General features: G+C 65.7%; 12 protein-coding genes. 5 read left to right on the top strand and 7 right to left on the bottom strand.

Features of this window, described 5'->3' with window-relative positions; genetic code table 11:
- Positions 1-4 precede the first annotated feature (4 nt).
- Positions 5-1,078 (top strand): M42 family metallopeptidase, encoded by a 1,074-nt coding sequence (locus B9A95_RS15130; RefSeq protein ID WP_084048079.1) that lies wholly within the window; start codon positions 5-7, stop codon positions 1,076-1,078.
- A 144-nt stretch (positions 1,079-1,222) separates the two neighbouring features.
- Entirely contained in the window at positions 1,223-2,455 is a 1,233-nt protein-coding gene (locus tag B9A95_RS15125; protein ID WP_084048078.1) for a TCR/Tet family MFS transporter, read from the top strand.
- Between the two features lie 847 nt (positions 2,456-3,302).
- On the opposite strand, the gene dusA is transcribed toward B9A95_RS15125, so the two are convergent.
- Together dusA and B9A95_RS15115 are read right to left on the bottom strand one after the other, a co-directional pair.
- Positions 3,303-4,373, bottom strand: a complete 1,071-nt coding sequence (gene dusA, locus B9A95_RS15120) for a tRNA dihydrouridine(20/20a) synthase DusA (protein ID WP_084048077.1) — start codon at positions 4,371-4,373, stop codon at positions 3,303-3,305.
- Between the two features lie 43 nt (positions 4,374-4,416).
- A complete protein-coding gene (locus B9A95_RS15115) occupies positions 4,417-5,667 on the bottom strand; it encodes a glucose-1-phosphate adenylyltransferase family protein (protein WP_084050750.1) in 1,251 nt (416 codons plus the stop codon).
- An 849-nt stretch (positions 5,668-6,516) separates the two neighbouring features.
- Between B9A95_RS15115 and B9A95_RS15110 the strand changes: the two genes are divergently transcribed.
- The gene (locus tag B9A95_RS15110) at positions 6,517-6,699 is read left to right on the top strand and encodes a hypothetical protein (RefSeq protein WP_084048076.1); all 183 of its coding nucleotides are present in this window, start codon (positions 6,517-6,519) and stop codon (positions 6,697-6,699) included.
- Between the two features lie 192 nt (positions 6,700-6,891).
- Here B9A95_RS15110 and B9A95_RS15105 read toward each other — a convergent pair whose 3' ends face one another.
- Entirely contained in the window at positions 6,892-7,158 is a 267-nt protein-coding gene (locus B9A95_RS15105; protein WP_139806814.1) for a hypothetical protein, read from the bottom strand.
- 43 nt (positions 7,159-7,201) lie between these two features.
- On the opposite strand from B9A95_RS15105, the gene B9A95_RS15100 reads away from it, so the two are divergent.
- Positions 7,202-7,441: a hypothetical protein gene (locus tag B9A95_RS15100; protein ID WP_084048074.1), complete on the top strand. Its 240-nt coding sequence runs from the start codon at positions 7,202-7,204 to the stop codon at positions 7,439-7,441.
- 66 nt (positions 7,442-7,507) lie between these two features.
- Here B9A95_RS15100 and B9A95_RS15095 read toward each other — a convergent pair whose 3' ends face one another.
- The 3 genes from B9A95_RS15095 to topA all read right to left on the bottom strand — a co-directional run bounded on the left by B9A95_RS15095 (position 7,508) and on the right by topA (position 12,080).
- A complete protein-coding gene (locus B9A95_RS15095; RefSeq protein ID WP_084048073.1) occupies positions 7,508-8,689 on the bottom strand; it encodes a CofH family radical SAM protein in 1,182 nt (393 codons plus the stop codon).
- Between the two features lie 144 nt (positions 8,690-8,833).
- Entirely contained in the window at positions 8,834-9,142 is a 309-nt protein-coding gene (locus tag B9A95_RS15090) for a hypothetical protein (protein ID WP_245808319.1), read from the bottom strand.
- A gap of 16 nt (positions 9,143-9,158) precedes the next feature.
- Entirely contained in the window at positions 9,159-12,080 is a 2,922-nt protein-coding gene (gene topA, locus B9A95_RS15085) for a type I DNA topoisomerase (RefSeq protein WP_084048071.1), read from the bottom strand.
- Between the two features lie 266 nt (positions 12,081-12,346).
- Between topA and B9A95_RS15080 the strand changes: the two genes are divergently transcribed.
- Positions 12,347-12,931 carry a YdcF family protein gene (locus B9A95_RS15080; protein WP_084048070.1) on the top strand — a complete coding sequence of 195 codons (585 nt, stop codon included), beginning with the start codon at positions 12,347-12,349 and terminating at the stop codon, positions 12,929-12,931.
- Between the two features lie 518 nt (positions 12,932-13,449).
- Here B9A95_RS15080 and murJ read toward each other — a convergent pair.
- Positions 13,450-14,997, bottom strand: coding sequence for a murein biosynthesis integral membrane protein MurJ (gene murJ, locus B9A95_RS15075; RefSeq protein WP_084048069.1), 1,548 nt, complete (start codon positions 14,995-14,997; stop codon positions 13,450-13,452).
- Positions 14,998-15,008 lie beyond the last annotated feature (11 nt).

Raw genomic sequence — 15,008 nt, 5'->3', positions numbered from 1 at the left:
CGCCATGACCCAACCTGACCCCGCCAAAACGGCCTCTCTCAACGAGGACTTCCTGTTCGCCCTTCTGCGCGAGGCAGGCCCCAGCGGCCTTGAACGTCGCCCCGCTGACGTATGGAAGCGCGAAGCCGCTTCCTTTGCCCGCGTCTCTGAGGACCACTACGGCAACGTGTACGCCGAACTCGGCCCTGAAGATGCCCCTGCCATTGCCCTGATGGGTCACCTCGACGAGATCGGCCTGATCGTTTCTCACGTCGGGGACGAGGGCTTTCTCGCCGTGCTCCCCGTGGGCGGCTGGGACCCGCAGGTGCTCGTGGGTCAGCGCATCCGCGTCCTTGCCCCTGGTGGTGATCTCATTGGCGTGATTGGCAAAAAGGCCATTCACGTGATGGAAGCCGAGGAGCGCACCAAGGCCAGCAAGATCGAGGACCTGTGGATTGACCTGGGCCTGAGCAAGGAAGAAGTGCAGGCCCAGGTGCCGGTGGGGACATATGCGGTGATCGAGCAGGGCCCCATTCGCGTCGGCGACAAGATCGTCAGCCGCGCGCTGGACAACCGGGTGGGGGCGTTTATCGTGCTTGAGGCGTTGCGGGCCCTGCAAGGTGCCGAGCTCAAGCACCGCGTCGTCGCCGTGGGCACCAGCCAGGAGGAAATTGGCGTGTTCGGGGCACAGGTCAGCGGCCACACGCTCAATCCGGTGTCGGGCGTCGCCGTAGACGTGACCCACGAGACAAAACAGCCCGGCGTGAGCGAGAAGAAGTACGGCGTTGTGCCCTTCGGCTCAGGTGCGAACCTGAGCGTGGGTCCGATGCAAAGCCCGGTGATTTTGCGTCAAATAACGGCAGCGGCGCAGGCGGGAGGAATTCCCTACACCCTCAGCGCCAGCGGACGCTACACAGGCACCGATGCCGACGGCCTGACGCTAACGCGCGGCGGCGTGCCTACGGCCGTGGTCAGCATTCCCAACCGCTACATGCACTCGCCCAGCGAGATGGTGGACGCCCGTGACGTGCAGGCGTGTATCGACATCATCGCAGCGTGGATTCGGGGGCTGGAGGGAGAGCTGGATTTTACGCGGTAAGCGGGCCCCTCGCTGCGGGCTGTTCCCGTCACCCCAAGCTTTTGCAAAGCCCTCTCGGCTCCGGCTGGGCGGGAGCGCGTCCCTTGCCGTACAGCACAAATGGGAACAGTCCCTGACGGCGTGGCCCGCTTACACTGCCCGCAGATGACCGCGCCCTCCCCCCACAGGCGGCCCGCCGCCCTGACCTTCATCCTGCTGACCGTGCTGCTGGACGTGATGGGGGTGGGGCTAATCATTCCAGTGTTTCCGCTGCTCATCACGAAGCTGGCCCCGTCAGCGGCGCAGGGGGCACAGCTCGTCGGCGTCTTTACCGCCATCTATGCGCTGATGCAGTTCGTGTTCGCGCCGATTCTGGGGGCGCTGTCGGACCGCTATGGTCGCCGTCCGGTGCTGCTTGCCAGCCTCACGGGAATGGGGCTGGACTACCTCTTGCAGTTTTTCGCGCCGAACCTGTGGTGGCTGTTTGTGGGCCGCCTCATCGCGGGAATGACGGGCGCGAGCATCACGGTGGCGAACGCCTACCTCGCGGACGTGACGCCGCCCGAGGGCCGGGCCAAAAGCTTCGGGATGCTGGGGGCCACGTTCGGGGTGGGCTTTATCCTCGGGCCTGTGCTGGGCGGCGTGCTGGGAAACATCGACTTGCGGCTGCCTTTTCTGGCGGCTTCCGGGCTGGCCCTGCTCAACGCCCTGTACGGCCTGTTCGTGCTGCCCGAATCGCTGCCACTGGAGAAACGGGGCGCGGCGGTGGGCAGCAGCGTCCTCAATCCGCTGCTGCCGCTGCGAGACCTGGGGCGCTACCCACTGGTGCGGAACCTGGCGGCAGCATTTCTCCTGATTGGGCTGGCGCAACAGGTCATCTTCAATACCTGGGTGCTGTTCACGCAGAAGGTGCTGGGCTGGTCCCCGGCGCAAAACGGGGTGGCACTGGCGGTGGTAGGCGTGCTCTCCGCCGTCGTGCAGGGCGGGCTGGTGGGCGTCGCCATGAAAGCGCTGGGGGAACGCGGAGCCATCCTGACCGGACTGATTCTGGGTACCGTGCAGTACGTGCTGCTGGGCGCGGCCCGCTCAGGCACGGTGCTGTACGCCTCCATCGTGTTCGGCTCCCTGGCAGGGATTGCCGGACCCGCCATCCAGGGGCTGATCAGCCGCACCGTGGACTCCACCGAGCAGGGACGCATTCAGGGAGCCCTGACCAGCATCAACAGCCTGGTGGGGATCTTCGGACCGCTGGCCGCCACCGCCGTCTTCGCCTATTTCACCCGCGCGGATGCACCTGTTCACGAGCCCGGAGCGGCCTTTTACATGGGAGCGCTGTTCAGCCTCGCCGGCACCGTCGTGGCGGGCGTGGTGCTCCGCAGGGCGGGGAAGCAGACCTGAAGTCAAATGTCATCGATGTCGCCTCTCAGAAGATCAACGTACCCCCAGTCCACTGAGAAAAGAGTGCGGGAAAGAGTGTGAGGGTAGCGATGTGGATGTGAGGAGCGAAAGTCAGCCCCAGCACGTCATCCACATGGCCATGACCAATGAGCTTAGGGAAAAGATGAATTTCAAGCTTTAAACTCGTCAAATAATAACAAGTTTCGAAATCTTTTTAGGTTCAGACAGGAATATGACATCACGCCTCCTCTATCCTTGAGGAAGTTTTTTTGTCTCTGTGGTTCTATTGTTTTAGATTTTTCCAGGCGGTACATAACGGAAGAGGCAAGATATATAAGCCGTCAAGAAAAATGACACAGAAGAATACCCCAGCTCCCTCTTGTTCTATCAATGATATTTTTATAATCTCATAAGATTCAATGGCTTATTTCACTCAGGAGGGGCATGAGATTCTTTAAAGAGTTCTTAATCGGTTTTAAGTTATCCACATAAACTTATCACAGGCGATGATGTTAAATATGCCTTCTTAAAATAGCCAAATACAGTTGCCTAAAAATATGGCCAGACGTTATTCTTCCTGGCTGACAGAAGTCTCCAGCACGCTCCTCCAGGAAGATTTGTCCGACTGTGTTCTGTCTCTACCATCCACCACCTCCTGCCTTCTCACGAGGTGATGTAAAAGCATCTCACCGGCCTAAGGACAAGAAACCCGCATCTTGGAGTCCATTTCAAATGGGACAGGTGGAAAGAGCACCAAAAGAATACGCCGCTCTAGAAAACAGGCCCTGCAGCGCTCTTCTTAAAATTCAAATCTTAAAAGTGACATATAAAATACGTGATGGGATAACTAGAGTTGCGACCCCTGCGAAGGTCCATCCGGTGCCGGCCGCTTCTCTCCCCCCCCCGGCCCCGCGTCCAGGACACTTTCCGGTACCCCCGCCAACGCTTCCCGCACCACTTCCAGCCCGGCGCCGGGTCGGTGGCCCTGCTCGCTGACCGTCCGCTTCCAGTGGCGCGCGCCGGGCTGCCCGGCAAAGAGGCCCAGCGTGTGTTTCATCATGCGGTTCAGGGGCTGGCCCTCCTCCAGCCTCGCCGCCACGTAGGGCAGATATGCCTCGATGGCTTCACGGCGGGTGGGCGGCGTCACGTCCTCACCGAACACGTCGCGGTCTGCCGTCGCCAGGATGTAAGGACCGCTGTAGGCTGCTCGCCCGATCATCACGCCGTCGGCCCAGGTCAGGTGTTCCTGCGCGTCTTCGAGTGACAGCACGCCGCCATTCAGAACGAGGGTCAGGTGCGGGAAGTCCGCCTTCAGTTGCCGCACCACCTCGTAGCGGAGAGGTGGAATCTCGCGATTTTCTTTCGGGGAGAGGCCCGAGAGCCACGCCTTACGGGCATGCACGATCAACGTTTCGCAGCCTGCCGCTTCCACCGTCCGTACAAAGTGGGAGAGGTGTTCGTAGCTGTCCAGATCGTCGATGCCGATGCGGTGCTTCACGGTGACGGGGAGATGCGTTGCCCCTCGCATCGCCTCCACCGCGCGGGCCACCACATCCGGCGTGCCCATGAGACAGGCCCCGAACGCACCACTCTGCACCCGGTCACTGGGACAGCCGCAGTTCAGGTTCACTTCGTCGTAGCCCCAGTCCTGCGCAATTCGGGCGCACTCGGCGAGTGCCGCCGGGTCACTCCCGCCGAGTTGCAGGGCGACCGGGTGCTCCACCGCCGAAAAGCCCAAGTGCCGCTCGCGGTCCCCATGAAGCAGCGCGCCTGTCGTGACCATTTCGGTATACAGCAGGGTCCGGCGGCTCAACGTGCGGTGAAAGGCGCGGCAGTGCCGGTCCGTCCAGTCCATCATGGGCGCGACGCTGAGCCGATGGGGTGGCAGGGTGTGGGGGAGGCGGGCAGAGGCCGTCATCAGCCCACCAGTGTACGGGGCGACGGTGGGCCAAAAGGTGCGGTTACTTTCCTGCTTTATCGTCCGTTTCCGGGGCCTGCACCGTCTGCCCTTCCTCGCCTGCCCGCACTGTCTGGCGAGGAGGCACGAGCAGGCCGCCCTCCACCCGGGCCTGAGCCCCCACCGTCGCCCTGGCCCCCACCACGGCGGGCGGGCCTTCCGAGGCCCCCACTTCCGCGCTCGCCTCCACCACCGCGTCTGTATCCACGATGGCGTTTTGCACCCGTGCTCCGGCCCTCACGACGGCTCCCGGTTGAATCACGCTGTCCACGACGGCGGCCCCCACCTCCACCACCGCGCCGGGACCCACCACGCTACGCCGCACCTCGCCCGCAATCACCGCTCCTCCGCAGACGAAGGCGGTGTCCAGCCGTGCGCTGGCCTCCACCCGCGTGGGCGGGCGCGAGACGGACGACGTGATGAAGGGCCAGTCGGGCGTGTTCAGCGCGAAGCCCCGGCCCTCCAGAAAATCGCGGTGGGCGGTCAGGTACGCCTCCAGCGTGCCCACGTCCTTCCAATAGCCGCCCAGGGGGTGCACGTAGGCGTCGCCACGCGCCACCAGGGCCGGGAGAAGTTGCTCGCCGTAGTCGCCCAGTCCGCCCTGCTGCGCCAGCTGTTCAAGCGTGGAAAGCAGGACGCCCGCGCTGTAGACGAAGATCTCTGCGGTCACGGTGCGGCCCAGCGCCTCATCAGGCTTGTAGGCGAACTCGCTCACGCGGCCTTCCCCGTCCACGCGCACATTGCCGAAGCGCGTGGCCTCGGCTTCCCCTACTTCCGTTGTCACCATCGTGACGCTCGCGCCCCGTTCCACATGGGCGTGAATGGCTGCCGCGTGGTCGAACTTGTAGATGTGATCCGCGCTCAGCACCAGCACCACCTCTGCGCCGAATTCACGAATCAGGCCCGCGTGCTGCGCGAGGGCCTCGGCGTTGCCGTGGGCAAACTCGCCCTCCTCGTTGTCAGGACTGGAAAAGGGCGGCATCACCAACAGGCCGCCGCGTGTGCGGTCCAGGTCCCAGGGCCGTCCGCCCGAGAGGTGATCGTTCAGCCCGTGCGGCAGGTACTGCTCAATCACCCACACGTCTTGCACCCCGCTATTGACGAGGTTGGACAGGGTGAAGTCAATCAGCCGGTACGTCCCCAGAAACGGCACGGCGGGTTTGGCACGCTCGGTGGTCAGCGGAGCAAGGCGGCTGCCCTTGCCCCCCGCGAGGACAATGGCGAGCACCTTCTGACCGGCAATACGGTAGGCCACGCCTGCGAGTGTGCCGGGGAACACAGGCAGGCATATGAGGGGAGACTGCGGGGCGCTTCATCTTGCAAAACGGCAATAACCCCGCGCCTTCTCCCCGACTCACTGCTGGCGAACGCCGCAAGCACGCCTCCCGCACGTCCCATCAGGATTCCGGCTTCATCGGTGATGCAATAAGGGGCCGAGCGGAGCGAGCAGGAAAGACGGTGACGGAGAGGCGTGGAATCACCGGAGCCAAGCGGAGCGGACCTGCAAGCTGCGCAGCAGAGGGGACGGAACGGATGATCCGGAAGCCGTATCATACGGAATAATAATGATTCTCGCTCATTCGCTTATGAGAATCATATCTATTCAAGTCGTCTTAGACGCGGTCTGTATCCTCATCAGCCAGCTAGCCATATACAGGAATCATTTTGGTTCCGTGCCACCCCTGCTGGGCGTGGAGGTGGTGGGTATTGGGCCGGCGCGCGCTCCTGATGCGCCGCTGTCGGGGCAACGGTGGCAGGCGCGGCAGAACGCGGGCTGTTGGCCGGGCCACGCGGCTGCTGGGGATGCAACCGGAGGTCGGGCGCGCAGCGCGAACTGCACATCGTGACGGCGCTGGCATCAGGTGCGCCGCTTTTCGGTGTGGGATCTCCCCGGGCGCATGCCCAGACACACCCAGAAGAGACGAGGAACCCGCACGTCACCCTGCGCGTTCGCCTGACCCGCCTGCCCGTCCGCGCCGCCGGGGGACACTGTTCGCGAAGAAGTTGAGCGTCTCGGGAAACCCCGTTTTCCGGCAGGTTTCCTCAAGGCGCTGAAAGACAGCGGCAAGACCCCGGCGCGTAGGCTACGGGGAAGGAGGCCCCCATGGTCCTGCTCTTTCTGATCGCCGCCCTTGCCCTGGCTGTGCTGACCTTTTTCGCTGCCCGTCAGGTGCGTCGCGACACCCTGCTGGAAGAGCGCCTGCTCGGCGAGGCTCCCCCTCTGCCTGGGCCCGTCCTCGAACCGGCCTACGTGCCTGTCCCGGTCCGGGTGGCGCGCCCTTCCTAAAGGCTGCGCCCACCTCGCAACTTCAATCCCATCGGGTCCTGGGGTCCGGCAGAGCCGCCCAGGTACGGTCCCGCCGTCCAACGTAAAGCCAACCTTTAAACCCGCCGCGCGTCCGGGCGATGTTGACCCATTCAGAAGGGCCGCCGTTCCCGGGGGCCCGTCCACCGCCAATGATAAAAAAAGCGCGTAGGCCTACGCCACCCGGTCCGTAGTCCCACTGGGCGTGGAATCGAGCCGGAAACAACCCACCACCTCGTCCCCGCCGAGGACGCACATGGGCACCCCCTGGGCGTCGGCCTCGAGGGCGGGCATCTTTCCGGCAAAGACCACCTGTTCGGGCGTCGGGCGCTCTTCCAGCACGGTGGAGCGCCCGTCAGGGATGATGGGCTGCAGGATGGTGATCGGTTCGGAGCTCGTCTCCTCGATTCTGCCGCGCGTGACCTCCAGGCCGATCATCATTTTGGCGGATGGCCCGGCGGCTCCCATTGTCTATGCTGGGTCCATGAACGTGACCCGCCACTTCAGCGACACCCGAACCGGAGAGGGCCGCGTCCGGTTTCTTCTCGGCAGCGGTCAGGTGTGGCTGGTGGCCGAGGGCCCGGGCTGGCACCATGAGAGTGTCCACGCGACATTGGAAGACGCCGCGACGTTTCTGGCCGCCGTATCGAACGTGCCCCAGCGACTCTATGAGCAGGCCGTAGCAGACCTGGAACGTCAGGCGCACTTCGACGGCGCGGCGTAAGGGGGACAGACCAGAAGGGGCCGGAGCGTGCAGCGTCCGGCCCTCTTTGCCACGCAGCGGAGTCTTTTAGCCTGCCGCTCCCACCGCCCGCTCGGCTTCCGGGTTGGCCTCGGTGCGGTTCAGGTGCGCGTCCACGTCCGGCCACTCGATGATCTGAAAGCGGCTGTTGCGGATGGCGGGGGTAAACCCCGCGTCCACGGCGCTGCGAATCAGTTCGCGCACGGTGGTCTTGTGCCGCCCGTGCCCGCCCGCTGCGCTCACCACGTTCTCCTCCATCATCGTGGAGCCCAGGTCATTCGCCCCGTAGTACAGCGATGCCTGCGCCACCTTGAACCCCTGCCCCGGCCACGACGCCTGGATGTTGGGCACGTTGTCCAAGGCGATGCGGGCGATGGCGAGTTGCTGCAAATACTCGTGGGCCGTTGCGCCGGGAGCCTTGCCGTGCAGGCGGGTGTGCTCGGTTTGCAGGGTCCACATGGCGAAGCCCGAAAAGCCGTTGCCACCGTACAGCTGCCCCGCCCGGTCCTGCTGCTCGCGGATTTGCAGGAGGTGGCGGGTGCGCTGGGCATAGCTCTCGCCAAAGCCGATCACCATCGTGGAAATGGTGTACAGCCCCTTGCGCTGCGCCGCGTCCAGAATGCGAAACCAGTCGGCGGAGCGGATGCGGGCCGGAGCGGCCTTTTTCCGAACGTCGTCTTCCAGAATCTCGCCGCCCGCACCCGGTAAGCCGTCCAACCCCGCCTCAATCAGCGTATCGAGCAGGGGATCAAGGGCCAGCCCAAAGGCCTTTTCCATGAACAGCACTTCTTCGGGGGAGAACGCGTCAATGCGGATGGAGGGGTGGTGCGCCTTGATGTGGCGCAGCAGGCCGGTGTAGTAGTTCAGCGGCAGTTCGGGGTTCACGCCGCCCTGCATCAGGATGCGGGTGCCGCCCACCGCCTCCAGCTCCGTGATCTTGGCGCTGATGGTGGCGTAGTCGTGGGTGTAACTGTCGGCTTGCCGCCTCGTACGGTAAAAGGCGCAGAAGTTGCAGCCCACGTTGCAGACGTTGGTGTAGTTGATGTTGCGGTCAATCAGGAACGTCACCACGTCGGGATTGGAGCGCTGCAGCCGCAGGCCGTGGGCCACCGCCGCCACGTCGGGGAGGGGCAGGTGGTACAGGGCCTCGATCTCGGCAGCGTTCAGGCGCTCGCCGGAAGCGGCCTTCTGGAGCAGTTCGGTTCCCGTCGGTTGGGCGCTCGCCGTCATGGATTCACGCTAGCACCCGTGGGGGCAGCATGCGTCCCGGCCAGACGCTTCACCGTGGTGGGGCATCTTGCTCCGGTTTGGCCCTGTGTGTTTGGTCCTCCCGCCGCGTCGCCCTTCGGAGGACCCAGGAGGAAGGCAACCGCCTCAGCTTGCCCCCCCCCATCCCACCAGCAGTACCACTGTCCCCGCCTTCACCGGCAGCGCCTCCCACGGCTGCCCGGCGCTGACGGCGTACCCTTCGCCCGGACGCAGGCGCACAAAGTCCCGCTGGGGCAGGTCCACGATCGCCTCACCGCTCAGGCAGACGAGCCAACCGGAACCGGGGAGGCCGCCCACCTTCCCGGCCAGCGCCAACACCCGCAGGCCGCCGCCCGGCAGGATCACCCATTCTCCCGGTGTGCCCAGCGCCAGCCGGACGAGGTGCAGGGCTTGCGGCGGCTCAGGCCGGGGCACGCGGGGCAGCACCTCCTTACCCGCCGCGCGCCGCCTGGTTGAGCTTCTTGTTTGCCTGGAGCGCCATCCCCTTGGCCTTTTTCACGTCCAGACCGAGGCCCGGGGCCACGTCCTCCACCTTGCGGCCCTGATCCCGGGTGGCGGTGACGAGGGCGCGCTCCTGGTCGCTCAGCACGCCGAGGTGGGGCTTGAGGTCCGCCCAGGTCAGGGCTGTCTTGGCCACCGCTGGGGCCTGACCCACCGCCTTCTTGACCGGAACTTTCTTGGAAGGAGCGGCTTTTTTCGTCGCGGTTCCGGTGGTCGTGCGTCCCGCTGCCTTCTTTGTGGGGGCCTTGCTCCCCGCCTTGGCTGTTCCCGCCGCCGCTTTACGGCCGGACTTCTGCCCGGGCTTCTTCTGGGGCACCTTGCCGCGCTCCTCCAGAATTTCGAGGGCACGCTCGGCGCTCAGGTTGCCTTCTTCCTCGCCCTTGCGCAGCGTGGCGTTGCGCTCGCCGTCCGTCAGGTAAGGTCCGAAACGGCCCGACTTCAGCACAATCGGCGCTCGCCCCTCGTACTCGAATGATTTCAGGGGTGGGGCGGCGGCCCCCTTCGCCCGGAAACGGGGCTGCATGAACAGCGCCTCGGCCTCGGGAAGCGTCACCGTAAACAGTTGCTCGTGCGTGGAGAGGCTGCGCGAGTCGTTCCCGCGCTTGAGGTAGGGACCAAACTTGCCGTTCTGCGCCCAGACTTCCTCGCCCTCGGACACGCCCACGAGCCGGGGCAGACTCAGCAGGCGCATCGCCCGCTCCAGCGTCAGCGTGTTCAGCTCGTCGCCCGGAAACAGGCTGGCGGAGCGAATGGGTGGGTTGCCGTCACCCAGGGTCACGTAGGGGCCGTACCGCCCAGCGCGGGCCACGACTGGATGACCGGTGGACTCGTCCACACCAATCACGCGGTCCCCCGTGGGGCGGCTCATGATTTCATTGGCTTTCTCGCTGGTCAGCTCGTCGGGCACGAGGTCTTCGGGCAAGTTGGCCTTGTCCTCACCGCGCTGCATGTACGGCCCGTAGCGGCCCACCCGCACCTCGATGCCAGTGCCGTCCAGCTTGGGGACGTAGATGGTGGCAATGCCGCGCGCGTCGATCTCGCCCATCTTGGAGTCGATCAGGGGCCGCAGGGCCATGCCCTCGCCGTCCTCGCCGAGGTAGAAGCGGCGAAGGTAGGGCACCCTCTGCGCCCGTCCCCCCGCGATGTCGTCAAGGTCTTCTTCCATCCGGGCGGTGAAGTCGTAGTCCACCAGCCGCCCGAAGTGGTGCTCCAGCAGGGCGGAAGTGGCGAAGGCCGTCCAGGTGGGGACCAGCGCCTGCCCCTTCTTGATCGCGTAGCCCCGGTCCTGAATGGTCCCCAGGATGGAGGCGTAGGTGGAGGGCCGCCCAATGCCCGCCCCCTCCAGCGCCTGCACCAGCGAAGCCTCCGTGTAGCGGGCGGGCGGTTGCGTCTCGTGGCCCTCGGGTTTGACAGCCTCTGCCGTGACCCGCTCGCCTTCCTTCAGGGGAGGCAGGGGCGTCTCGCGGTCTTCCAGAGCCGCAGCCGGATCGTCGCTGCCCTCTACGTAGGCACGCAGGAAGCCCGGGAAATCGATGGTTCGCCCAGACGCGCTCAAGCCCACTGTCCCGCCCGTCTTGGCCTGTCCTGCCAGGCGGACGCGCAGGCTGCGGCCCCGCGCGTCGGCCATCTGACAGGCCACGGTACGCTTCCAGATCAGGTCATAGAGTCGCCACTCGTCGCCGCTCAGTTCGCCGCGCAGGGAGTCAGGCGTGCGGAAGCTCGATCCAGCCGGGCGAATCGCCTCGTGGGCTTCCTGGGCATTTTTGGCCTTCTTCGCGTACACGCGCGGCTGCGGGCTGAGGTAGTCCCCGCCGTACATCGCCTTCACCTGCGTCCGGGCCGCATTGATCGCCTCTTGCGAGAGGTTGGTGGAGTCGGTGCGCATATAGGTGATGTAGCCCTGCTCGTACAACCGCTGCGCCGCGCGCATGGTTCGGGTGGCGGCAAAGCCCAGTTTGCGGCTGCCCTCCTGCTGAAGGGTGGAGGTGATGAAGGGCGCGTAGGGACGCTGCGTGAAGGGTTTTTCCTCGGCCGAGGTAACGGTGAGCGGCTCTCCAGTCAGCCCCTCGGCGAGTGAGCGCGCCTCGGCTTCGGTCAGGAGGCGGACCTCGGTGCCCCCCTTGATCTTGCCGGTCAGCGGGTCGAAGTCCTTGCCGGTCGCCAGGCGCTGCCCCGCCACATCGGTGAGGCGGGCGGGGAAGGTGACCTGCCCCGCTGTCTGGGCTGTGGCCAGCAGGTCCCACCACGTCGCGCTGACAAAACGCATCCGCTCGCGCTCGCGCTCCACGAGCATCCGGGTGGCCACCGATTGGACGCGGCCCGCGCTGAGCTTGGGGGCCACCTTCTTCCACAGCACCGGGCTGACCTCGTAGCCGTACAGGCGGTCGAGTGCCCGGCGGGCCTCCTGCGCTTCCACGAGGTTGGTGTCGATCTCACGCGGGTGGGTAATGGCCTGCTGGATGGCGTCCTTGGTGATCTCGTGAAAGACCATGCGCTTGACGGGCACCTTGGGCTTGAGCTCCTGGTACAGGTGCCAGGCGATGCTCTCGCCCTCGCGGTCGTCGTCGGTGGCGAGGATGATCTCGTCGGCGTCGGCCGCGAGCTTCTTGAGACGGGCGACGTGCTGACGCTTCTCCGGAGACACCACGTAGAGCGGCTTGAAGCCGTCCTCGATGTCCAGGCCCAACCTGGCCCAGGCCTTGCCCTTGTACTTCTCGGGGATGTCGGCGGCGCTCCTCGGCAGGTCGCGGATATGCCCAATGGAGGACTCCACCGCGTACCCCTTTCCGAGGTATTTCTCGATGGTTTTGGCCTTGGCGGGCGACTCGACGATCACGAGGGTCTTGGACATAGGTATACGCTCCGGTGGTTCTCGCCCGGTGGGAAGTGACGGTGAGCGTAGCATGGCCGCTTTCCCCTGCCGGCCCCATGAGGTTCACCTCAAGGTGGGCAATACCTGCGGGATCAGGAAGCGTCAGGTTAAGGCATCTGCACGCCGCGGTTCGTCGGGTTGCTCACCACGTTCCAACTTTCCCAGGCAAAGCTGGCGTTGGACCGTGGGCCCCAACGGCGTCCAGGACAGCTTTCCTCTCCTGTTCCATGCTACCCTGCTCGCCGATGCGCGCCCGCAGATGCACCGTTCGGGGGTCCACCGTCACGCTGCCCCTGGTGATCCTGGCCGCGCTGGCCCTGGGCCTGGTGCTGCTGCCCGCGCCGCGCGCCCCCCGGGCCGTTCATCCCTACCCCACCCTGGTGGTGCTGGGCGCTGCCCAGTACGCCGGACACCCCAGTCCGGCCTTTCGGCGGCGACTCGATCACGCCCTCGCGCTGTACCGGGCGGGCGGTGTGGAAACGGTGGTGGTCACGGGAGGCCGCCGCCCCGATGATCCCCACAGCGAGGGCGAGGTGGGGGTGGAGTACCTGCGGCTGCGGGGCGTCCCCCGGCAGAACCTGCTCGCCGAGACCCGCAGCCGCACCACCATCGAGAACCTGCGCGGCGCCCGCGTGATGCTCCCCCCCGGCACGCCGCTGACCCTGGTGACCGATGAGGCCCACGCGCCGCGCGCCCTGAGCCTCGCCCACGCCCTGGGCCTGACTGCCACGGCCAATCCCAGCCCCCTGAGTGCGAGGCCGGACCGACGCTACCTGCTGCGCGAACGGCTGGCGCTGCTGGCGTATGCGGTGATTGGAGTGAGGCGGTAGAGCCTGCCTCCCCGCTGGGCAGGCGAAGACGCCGCGCTCCTTCCTGCACGGATTCAGCAGGCACAGCATTGGCACCGTGGTTCTCTCGGTCTTGCTGTGGCTGGTGTCCATCCAGAGGGGGCTGTTCTCCTCGGTGCGGGTCACGGCCTGGCCAACCTGGTCGGTTCGGCCCTGGGCCGTTCTGGTTTACCAGAACGCCAAGCTGCACCGGATCCCCGCCTCTGCCCTCCCGGCGTTTTCTACCGCTGCCCTTCTCGGCAGTCGGCTCTTCTGGACCAGAGGATGCCATTCGGACCGCTGGCCTTTTGCGGGACGCGCCTCCTCCATTTCAGTGGAGTGTGGACCGCAGGGGAAGCGGACGCGAGATGGGCCATACGGCTTCAGATTGCACAGTTTTTGTCCCTGCGCTGTCTGGGAGGACTGGCAAAGCGGCGAAGCAGAGGGGGAGCGGTTTGGGGGAGCCGGAAAAGGAGCGATCCGATGGGCGAGTGCTTTCCCCACGCGTAACGCTCCCTTGTCTACCGCCGCAGCCGCCGCAGCACGCCTCCCATCTCGGGCATCCGCAACACCGCCGCGCCCACGAGGTACACGCTCAAACCCGCTCCCCCGGCCACGGCGAGGCCCAGCACACCGGGCACGATAAAACCGGGCGTGGGCAGCGGGCGGGAGACGAACCACGCCACCAATCCCGCTAGCACCGCGAGTGGCAGGACCTTCGCCAGATGGGTGCCCACCGTCCGCGTGGGAAAACCCAGCTTGAGCTGGTACAGCCAGGCGAGCGTTATCGCCATCAGGAGACCGCTGACGGTGGTGCTCAGCCCGAAGCCGATCAGGCCCAGCCAGGGCACCAGCAGGCGGTAGAGCAGCACCTCCAGGACGAAGCCGACAGCGCTGACCATGACGGCAATCCGGGTGCGCTCGCGGGCATAGAAGGTCCGCAGCAGGATGGTCACGACCGCCCAGGGGACGAGGGCCAGGGCCCAGCCAGTGAGGATCTGCGCACCGGCGTGGAAGCGCGGTACGTCGTAGTTGGCGCGCAGATTCATCATGCTGACGGCGTAGGGGGCAAGGGCCACCAGCAGCGCACTCATGGGCGCGGCGAGAAAGGTGGTGGTGCGGATGGCCTGCCCGGTCAGCGTGCGGAACTCCGGCCAGTTTTCCTCCGCCGCGTACTGCGAGAAGCGCGGAAACAGCGCCAGCGCGGGCGAGACGACAAAGAGCCCATTGACCATCGTAAAGAGGGCTTCAGCGTTGCTGTAGCCGCCCTGGGTGCCCTGGGGAAACATCTGCGCGTTGGTCAAGAGGCGCTGCACATACACGTTCAGAATCTGCCGCGCCCCTGCCGTCAGCGTGAAGGGCGCCATCTGCCGCAGCACGCGCCCCAGCGCCGGGTGCCGCACCAAGGCGGGCGTGGGCAGCAAACCGAACCGCCGCAACGCGGGCAGTTGCACCAGCAGTTGCGCCACCCCGCCCACCAGCCAGCCGAAGCCGAGCCAGGTGGCCGTGTCGGGCAGCAACAGCAGCGCGGCGATGGAGGCGATATTGAAGGCGACGGGCGCGAAGCTGCTTTCCCGGAAATGCTCGTCGGCGTTCAGAAGCCCCATCGCCACCGAGGACAGGCTGATCAGCATCAGAAAGGGCATGACGAGCTGCGTCATGTACACGGCCAGGCCCCGGTCCACGTTGGAGTGCCCGGCGAGCAGCAGGTCCACCAGCCACGGCGCGGCCAGGATGCCCAGCGCCATCAACAACAGGTTGACGGCGATCAAAACCCCGCTGAAGGCCGAGGCCAGGCTGTGACGCTCTGCCACGGGCAACGACTTGTACACCGGAATAAAGGAGTTGACGAGCGCGCCTTCCGCCAGCAGTTCGCGCAGCAGGCTGGGAATGCGCACCGCCACCAGAAAGGCTTCGAGCAGCGTGTTGCCGAACAGGTTGATGATCTGCTGGCGCACGATCCCCGAGAGCCGCGAGCCCAGCGTCCCGGCCATCACGATCAGGGTGTTGGCCCGCAATGACCTGCGCCCGGCAGGCGGAGGGCCCGAGTCCACCGCCGGAAAGTCCATATCGAGCGTCA

This window comes from Deinococcus hopiensis KR-140 (genome assembly GCF_900176165.1).
Lineage (GTDB): Bacteria > Deinococcota > Deinococci > Deinococcales > Deinococcaceae > Deinococcus > Deinococcus hopiensis.
Note: the sequence above shows the minus strand (reverse complement) of the source record. Positions and strands in the feature narration are given on the sequence as shown.